The sequence below is a fragment of the Arthrobacter sp. Y3223166 genome (assembly GCF_059090935.1).
Genome location: NZ_JBNHGE010000023.1, coordinates 42,325 through 49,074, shown reverse-complemented (window position 1 = coordinate 49,074; position 6,750 = coordinate 42,325). Strand labels below are relative to the sequence as shown.

The following is a 6,750-nucleotide window of genomic DNA, read 5'->3' as shown; positions in this document are numbered from 1 at the left end:
CCCGGGCCGCAGCCGGCCAGCAGCAGGGCCGCGATGGCCAACGCCGCCGCCGGTGCGGGAGTCCGCGACACCGCTGCCCGGTGAATGCATCGGCCCGGTTCCCGCACCGGGGAACCGGCCGGGCCCTCGGGCGGCTGCCTGTTCATGCCGCAAGTGTAAGTCCGGCTGTGCCGTGCACCACGGCGGCGCGGCGGCGTGCCCCCGGCAGGTACGGCGGGGACGCCGGGTACCCATGGCAAAGTGGTGGCATGGCCAACCCCTTCCTGGAACCCAGTGTCCTCCCCTATGAGCTGCCCGATTTCGCCGCGATCCGCCTTGAACACTATCCGGAAGCGTTCGAGGCCGGGTTCCGCGAGCAACTGGCGGAAATCGAGGCGATCGCGGCCAATCCGGCACCGGCGACGTTCGAGAACACCGCCGTCGCCTTCGAACGGTCCGGCCGCACGCTGTACCGGGTGAGCGCCGTGCTGGACAACTTCGCCGCCGCCGACGCCACCGACGACGTGATGGAGCTGCAGCAACGGATGGCCCCGCAGCGGGCCGCCCACCGTGACAACATCTACCTGCATGCGGCGCTCTACCGGCGGGTCTCGGCGGTCGACGAAGCCGCCGAAGGCCTCGAGGGCGAAGACCTGCGCCTTCTCACCGAGCTGCGCAAGAAGTTCCGCCGGGCCGGCGCCCAGCTCCCCCCGGCAGACCAGGAGCGGCTGCGCGCCATGAACGTGGAGCTGTCGGAGCTGGACGCGGAGTACTCTCGGGAACTGCTAAACGCCGGCAATGCCGCCGCGGTACATGTCACCGACCGCGCACAACTGGCCGGGCTCGCCGACGACGACCTGACCGCCGCCGAACTCGCGGCGCGGGACGCCGGTTACGACGACGGATGGCTGCTGGTCCTGACCCTGCCAACCGCCCAGCCGGCGCTGGAAACCCTCACCGACCGCGGCACCCGCCGCCGCCTGCATGAGGCATCGGTGGGCCGCGGCGAAGCGGGCCACCGGACGCTGGAGCTGGCGGCCCGCACGGCGGAGCTGCGGGCCGAGCGGGCCGCGCTGCTCGGCTTCGCCAATCATGCCGAGTATGTGCTGGACGGGCAGACGGCGCCCTCGCTCGCGGCCGTGCAGGACATGCTGGCGCGGCTCGTCCCGCCGGCCGTCGCCAACGCCCGCGCCGAGGCGGAGATCCTCGCCGAGGCGGCCGGCCACCCCCTCGAGCCGTGGGACTGGGCCTACTATGCGGAGGTTGTGCGCCGCCGCGACTACAGCGTGGACCTGGCCGGACTGCGGCAGTACTTCGAGCTCGAACGCGTGCTCGCCGACGGCGTCTTCTTCGCCGCCAACCGGTTGTACGGGCTGCGGTTCGAGGCCAGGCCGGACCTCGCCGCCTATCATCCGCAGGCCCGGATCTGGGAAGTGATGGACGACGACGGTGCCCGGCTGGGCCTGTTCATCGGTGACTTCCATACCCGGGACACGAAGAACGGCGGTGCCTGGATGGATTCGCTGGTCGAGCAGTCCCACCTGCTGGGACAGCGCGCCGTCGTGATGAACAACCTGAACATCCCGAAGCCCGCTCCCGGCGAGCCGGCCCTACTCAGCTACGACAACGTGGTGACGCTTTTCCACGAGTTCGGCCATGCGCTGCACGGCCTGCTGTCCCGGGTGGAGTACCCCAGCCTCTCGGGCACCAACGTGCCCCGGGACTTCGTGGAGTACCCGTCGCAGGTCAACGAGATGTGGATGCTGGAGCCGGAGGTCGCCGGCAACTACGCCAGGCACCACCTGACCGGCGAGCCGCTGCCGCGGGAGGTGGTGGACCGCATCAAGGCTGCGCAGCTGTGGGGCGAAGGCTTTGCCACCACCGAGTACCTGGCCGCGTGCGTGCTCGACCTGGCCTGGCACAGCCTGCCCGCCGGGCAGCGGGTCGAGGATCCGCCGGCCTTCGAACGGCAGGCACTGGCCGACGCCGGAATTGACCTGCCCCTGGTCCCGCCGCGCTACCGCACCGGCTACTTTAAGCACATCTTCGCCGGCGGCTACGCGGCGGGCTACTACTCCTACCTGTGGAGCGAAATCCTCGACGCCGACACGGTCGCCTGGTTCGCCGAAAACGGCGGACTCCGGCGCAGCAACGGAGACCGTTTCCGCCGCGAACTGCTCTCACGGGGCAACAGCATCGACCCGCTGCAGGCCTACCGGAGCTTCCGCGGACGGGACGCCGACCTCGCGCCGCTGCTGGCCAGGCGCGGCCTCGACCGGGACAGCAGCGCCCCGGCCGGCCGCTGGGACGTCCGGTAACGGCGGCCCCGTAAGGGCGGCCCCCGGAAACGGCGAACGCCCGGTACCGCACTGTCGTGCGGGACCGGACGTTCGCCGTCGTCGGTATTTACCAGCCGCGCTCGGCGAGGCGGTGCGGCTGCGGGATCTCGTCCACGTTGATGCCGACCATGGCCTCGCCCAGCCCGCGCGAGACCTTGGCGATGACATCCGGGTCGTCGTGGAAGGTGGTGGCCTTGACGATCGCGGCGGCGCGCTCGGCCGGGTTGCCGGACTTGAAGATGCCGGAGCCGACGAACACGCCGTCGGCGCCCAGTTGCATCATCATCGCGGCGTCGGCCGGGGTGGCGATGCCGCCGGCGGTAAACAGCACCACGGGCAGCTTGCCGGTGGCGGCGATTTCCTTGACCAGCTCGTACGGGGCCTGCAGTTCCTTCGCGGCCACGTACAGTTCGTCTTCGGGCATTGCCGACAGGCGCTTGATCTCGGAGCGGATCTGGCGCATGTGGCCGGTGGCGTTGGAGACGTCGCCGGTGCCGGCTTCGCCCTTGGAACGGATCATGGCCGCGCCCTCGTTGATGCGGCGCAGGGCCTCGCCCAGGTTGGTGGCGCCGCAGACGAAGGGAACGGTGAAGTTCCACTTGTCGATGTGGTTGGTGTAGTCGGCCGGGGTCAGCACCTCGGACTCGTCGATGTAATCCACGCCGAGGGACTGCAGCACCTGCGCCTCGACGAAGTGGCCGATGCGGGCCTTGGCCATCACCGGGATGGAGACGGCGTCGATGATGCCGTCCACCATGTCCGGATCGCTCATCCGGGACACGCCGCCCTGGGCGCGGATATCCGCCGGAACGCGTTCAAGGGCCATCACGGCCACCGCACCGGCGTCTTCGGCGATGCGGGCCTGTTCGGGAGTCACGACGTCCATGATGACGCCGCCCTTCAACATCTCGGCCATGCCCCGCTTGACGCGGCTGCTGCCGGTCACGGGCGCGTGAGTTGAAGTTTCTTCACTGCTGGACACTAAAAGCCCCTAGGAGTCGGTAGGAAACGTACACCTCATCATACGTCCGGCCCGGTGCGCTGGGTCACCGATGACGTAACCTTCCTCGGGGCCCCAACCGGGGGCCTGGGCGGTCCGGGGCGGATCAGGCGGTTTGCTGTGTCTGACGGTAGACGGCCATGATCCGCTGGGCCACGGTCAGCAGGCTGGCGGCGGCCAGCAGCACCAGGACCACCAGCAGGACCACCTCCGGCAGGCCCAGTCCGGTCAGGCCGGTGAAAACCAGGACGGAAACCAGGCGCTCGGAGCGTTCGGCCAGGCCCACCGCGGCGGTACAGCCCAGCGACTCGGCCTTGGCCCTGGCGTAGGAGACCAACGACCCGAGCAGCAGGCATACGAGCGCGGAGACGGCGATGGCGGTGTTCTCTCCGCCGGTGAAGAACCAGATGGCCACGCCGGCGAACACCGCGCCGTCGGCCAGCCGGTCGAGGGTGGAATCCAGGAAGTTGCCCCAACGGCTGTTGCGCTCCAGCATGCGCGCCATCAGGCCGTCCACCATGTCGGAGAAGACGAACGCCGTGATGAAGACCGTTCCCCAGAACAGCTCCCCCAGCGGGTAGAACACGAGCGCCCCCACGGAGACCCCGAGGGTGCCCACGATGGTGACGGCATCGGGCGAGACGCCCATCCGGATCAGGGCACGGGCCAGCGGCGAGAACAGTTTTCCGAAGAACCCGCGCGCGTACTTGTTGAGCATCGCCGCGCTACCGTGCCGGCCAGGCTTGGGATACCTGCTTGCGGACCTCGTCCAGGGTCTCGGTGATCGCCTTGGTCTGGGCAATGATCGGGAAGAAGTTCCCGTCGCCGCCCCACCGGGGCACCACATGCTGGTGCAGGTGCGCCGCCACCCCGGCGCCCCCGGCTTCGCCCTGGTTCATGCCCAGGTTGAAGCCGCTGGGGTTGGCCACCTTCCGCAGGACCCGCATCGCCGTCTGGGTCAGCTCGGCGAACTCGGCGGTCTCCTCCGCGGTGATGTCGGTGTAGTCGGGCACGTGGCGGTACGGGCAGACCAGCAGGTGCCCGGGGTTGTAAGGAAACAGGTTGAGCACCACGTAGGCGAACTCGCCGCGGTGGACGATCAGCGATTCCTCGTCGGGGCGGGCCGGAGCCACACAGAACGGGCACTCGTCCTTGTTCTTGAACTGGCCCTGGCCGCCCTTGACGTAGGCCATGCGATGCGGCGTCCAGAGCCGCTGGAAGGCATCCGGCACGCCGGGCAGCTCAAAGCCGTCCGTCACCTCGTCGCCGGTCCGGTCGGTCATGGCTTCGGTCGTCTCGGCCATCGTCAGTTGCCGCGCCTGGCGGCGGCCTGCACGATCCGGGACACGGCCTCGTCCACCGGGATGCCGTTGTCCTGGCTGCCGTCGCGGAAGCGGAAGGAGACGGCTCCGGCCTCGGCGTCCTCGCCGCCTGCGATCAGCACGAACGGAACCTTGTCCTTGCTGGCGGTCCGGATCTTCTTCGGGAAGCGGTCCGAACCCAGGTCGGCCTCGGCGCGGATGCCCTGAGCGCGCAGCTTGGCCACGATCTCCAGCATGTAGTCGTTGAACGCCTCCGCCACCGGGATGCCGACCACCTGGACCGGGGCGAGCCACGCCGGGAAGGCGCCGGCGTAATGTTCGATCAGCAGGCCCATGAAGCGCTCTACCGACCCGAACAGGGCGCGGTGGATCATGACCGGGCGCTGGCGGCTGCCGTCGGCTGCCTGGTATTCGAGTTCGAACCGTTCGGGCAGGTTGAAGTCCAGCTGGATGGTGGACATCTGCCAGCTGCGGCCGATCGCGTCGCGGGCCTGTACCGAAATCTTGGGGCCGTAGAAGGCCGCTCCACCCGGGTCCGGCACCAGTTCCAGGCCGGATGCCTCGGCGACCTCGGCCAGGGTGCGGGTGGCCTCGTCCCAGACCTCATCGGCGCCCACGTACTTCTCCGGGTCCTTGGTGGAAAGCTCCAGGAAGAAGTCGTCGAGCCCATAGTCCTTGAGCAGGTCCAGCACGAAGTTGAGCGTGGTGGTCAGCTCGTCCTTCATCTGCTCGCGGGTGCAGTAGATATGGGCGTCGTCCTGGGTCATGCCGCGCACGCGGGTCAGGCCGTGGACTACGCCGGACTTTTCGTAGCGGTAGACGGAGCCGAATTCGAACATCCGGAGCGGCAGCTCGCGGTATGACCGGCCGCGCGAGCGGAAAATCAGGTTGTGCATCGGGCAGTTCATCGGCTTCAGGTAGTAGTCCTGGCCGGGCTTGACGACCTCGTTGGTTTCGGGGTCGCGGGTCTCGTCCACATGCATGGGAGGGAACATCCCGTCCCGGTACCAGTCCAGGTGGCCGGAGACCTCGTACAGGTTGCTCTTGGTGATGTGCGGGGTGTAGACGAACTCGTAGCCCGCCTCGGTGTGCCGCTGCCGCGAGTAGTCCTCCATCGCCTTGCGGACGATGCCGCCCTTCGGGTGGAAGACGGGCAAGCCGGAGCCGAGTTCATCCGGGAAGGAGAACAGGTCCAGTTCGGCGCCCACCCGGCGGTGGTCGCGGCGCTCTGCCTCGGCCAGCCGCTCCTGGTAGGCCTTCAGGTCTTCCTTGGTGGGCCAGGCGGTGCCGTAGATGCGCTGCAGCTGCTTGTTCTTTTCGTTGCCCCGCCAGTAGGCGGCGGCCGAGCGGGTCAGCGCATAGGCGTTGGAAATCAGCTTGGTGTTGGGCAGGTGCGGCCCGCGGCAGAGGTCCTTCCAGACCACTTCGCCGCTCTTGGCGTCCACGTTGTCGTAGATGGTCAGTTCGCCGGCGCCCACTTCGATGCTGGCGCCCTCGCCGGCCTCGTCGGAGTGACCCTTGAGCCCGATCAGCTCTTCCTTGTACGGCTCCCCCGCCATCTCGGCGAGCGCTTCGGTCTCGGAGACGGTGCGGCGGACGAAGCGCTGGTTGGAGTTGACGATCTTGAGCATCATCTTCTCCAGCTGCTTCAGGTCCTCCGGGGTGAAGGGCTCATCGACGTCGAAGTCGAAGTAGAAACCGTCGGTGATGTACGGGCCGATCCCGAGCTTGGAGTCCTTCCGCAGCTGCTGGACCGCCTGGGCCATGACGTGCGCGGTGGAGTGGCGCAGCACGTTGAGCCCGTCGGGAGAGTCGATAGTCACGGCTTCGACCTTGGCCCCGGCCGGGATCGGCTGGTCCAGGTCCTTCAGTTCGCCGTCGACGCGGACGACGACGACCTCCCGCCGGGCGCCGTAAAGGTCGGCTCCCGTCGTGCCCTCGGTCACCTGGTTCTCTTCGCCGTCGACGATGAGGGTGATGTTCTGGGGCGCTGACACAGAGGTCTCCTTATGGTGGATGTAAGCCGTTACTGCAGCGACATACTTGGGCGCTGCAAGCCTCTACGATCGTATCCGCTGACGCGAAGCCCGACCAACACCGCCGCGGCGGG

Annotated in this window: 5 protein-coding genes; 1 reads left to right on the top strand and 4 read right to left on the bottom strand. The window is 68.4% G+C overall.

Going from position 1 to position 6,750, the window contains the following annotated elements; genetic code table 11:
• The first annotated feature begins 248 nt into the window (after positions 1 to 248).
• Positions 249 to 2,297: a M3 family metallopeptidase gene (locus AC5RUH_RS11390; RefSeq protein WP_494128611.1), complete on the top strand. Its 2,049-nt coding sequence runs from the start codon at positions 249 to 251 to the stop codon at positions 2,295 to 2,297.
• An 88-nt stretch (positions 2,298 to 2,385) separates the two neighbouring features.
• Here the strand turns inward: AC5RUH_RS11390 and pdxS are convergent, their stop codons facing one another.
• The 4 genes from pdxS to thrS form a co-directional block, all read right to left on the bottom strand.
• Entirely contained in the window at positions 2,386 to 3,300 is a 915-nt protein-coding gene (gene pdxS, locus AC5RUH_RS11385) for a pyridoxal 5'-phosphate synthase lyase subunit PdxS (RefSeq protein ID WP_494014074.1), read from the bottom strand.
• 124 nt (positions 3,301 to 3,424) lie between these two features.
• Positions 3,425 to 4,036 carry a phosphatidylinositol phosphate synthase gene (gene pgsA, locus AC5RUH_RS11380; RefSeq protein WP_493999835.1) on the bottom strand — a complete coding sequence of 204 codons (612 nt, stop codon included), beginning with the start codon at positions 4,034 to 4,036 and terminating at the stop codon, positions 3,425 to 3,427.
• A 7-nt stretch (positions 4,037 to 4,043) separates the two neighbouring features.
• A complete protein-coding gene (locus AC5RUH_RS11375) occupies positions 4,044 to 4,622 on the bottom strand; it encodes an HIT family protein (RefSeq protein WP_493999836.1) in 579 nt (192 codons plus the stop codon).
• Between the two features lie 2 nt (positions 4,623 to 4,624).
• A complete protein-coding gene (gene thrS / locus AC5RUH_RS11370; RefSeq protein ID WP_493999837.1) occupies positions 4,625 to 6,637 on the bottom strand; it encodes a threonine--tRNA ligase in 2,013 nt (670 codons plus the stop codon).
• Between the last annotated feature and the right edge of the window lie 113 nt (positions 6,638 to 6,750).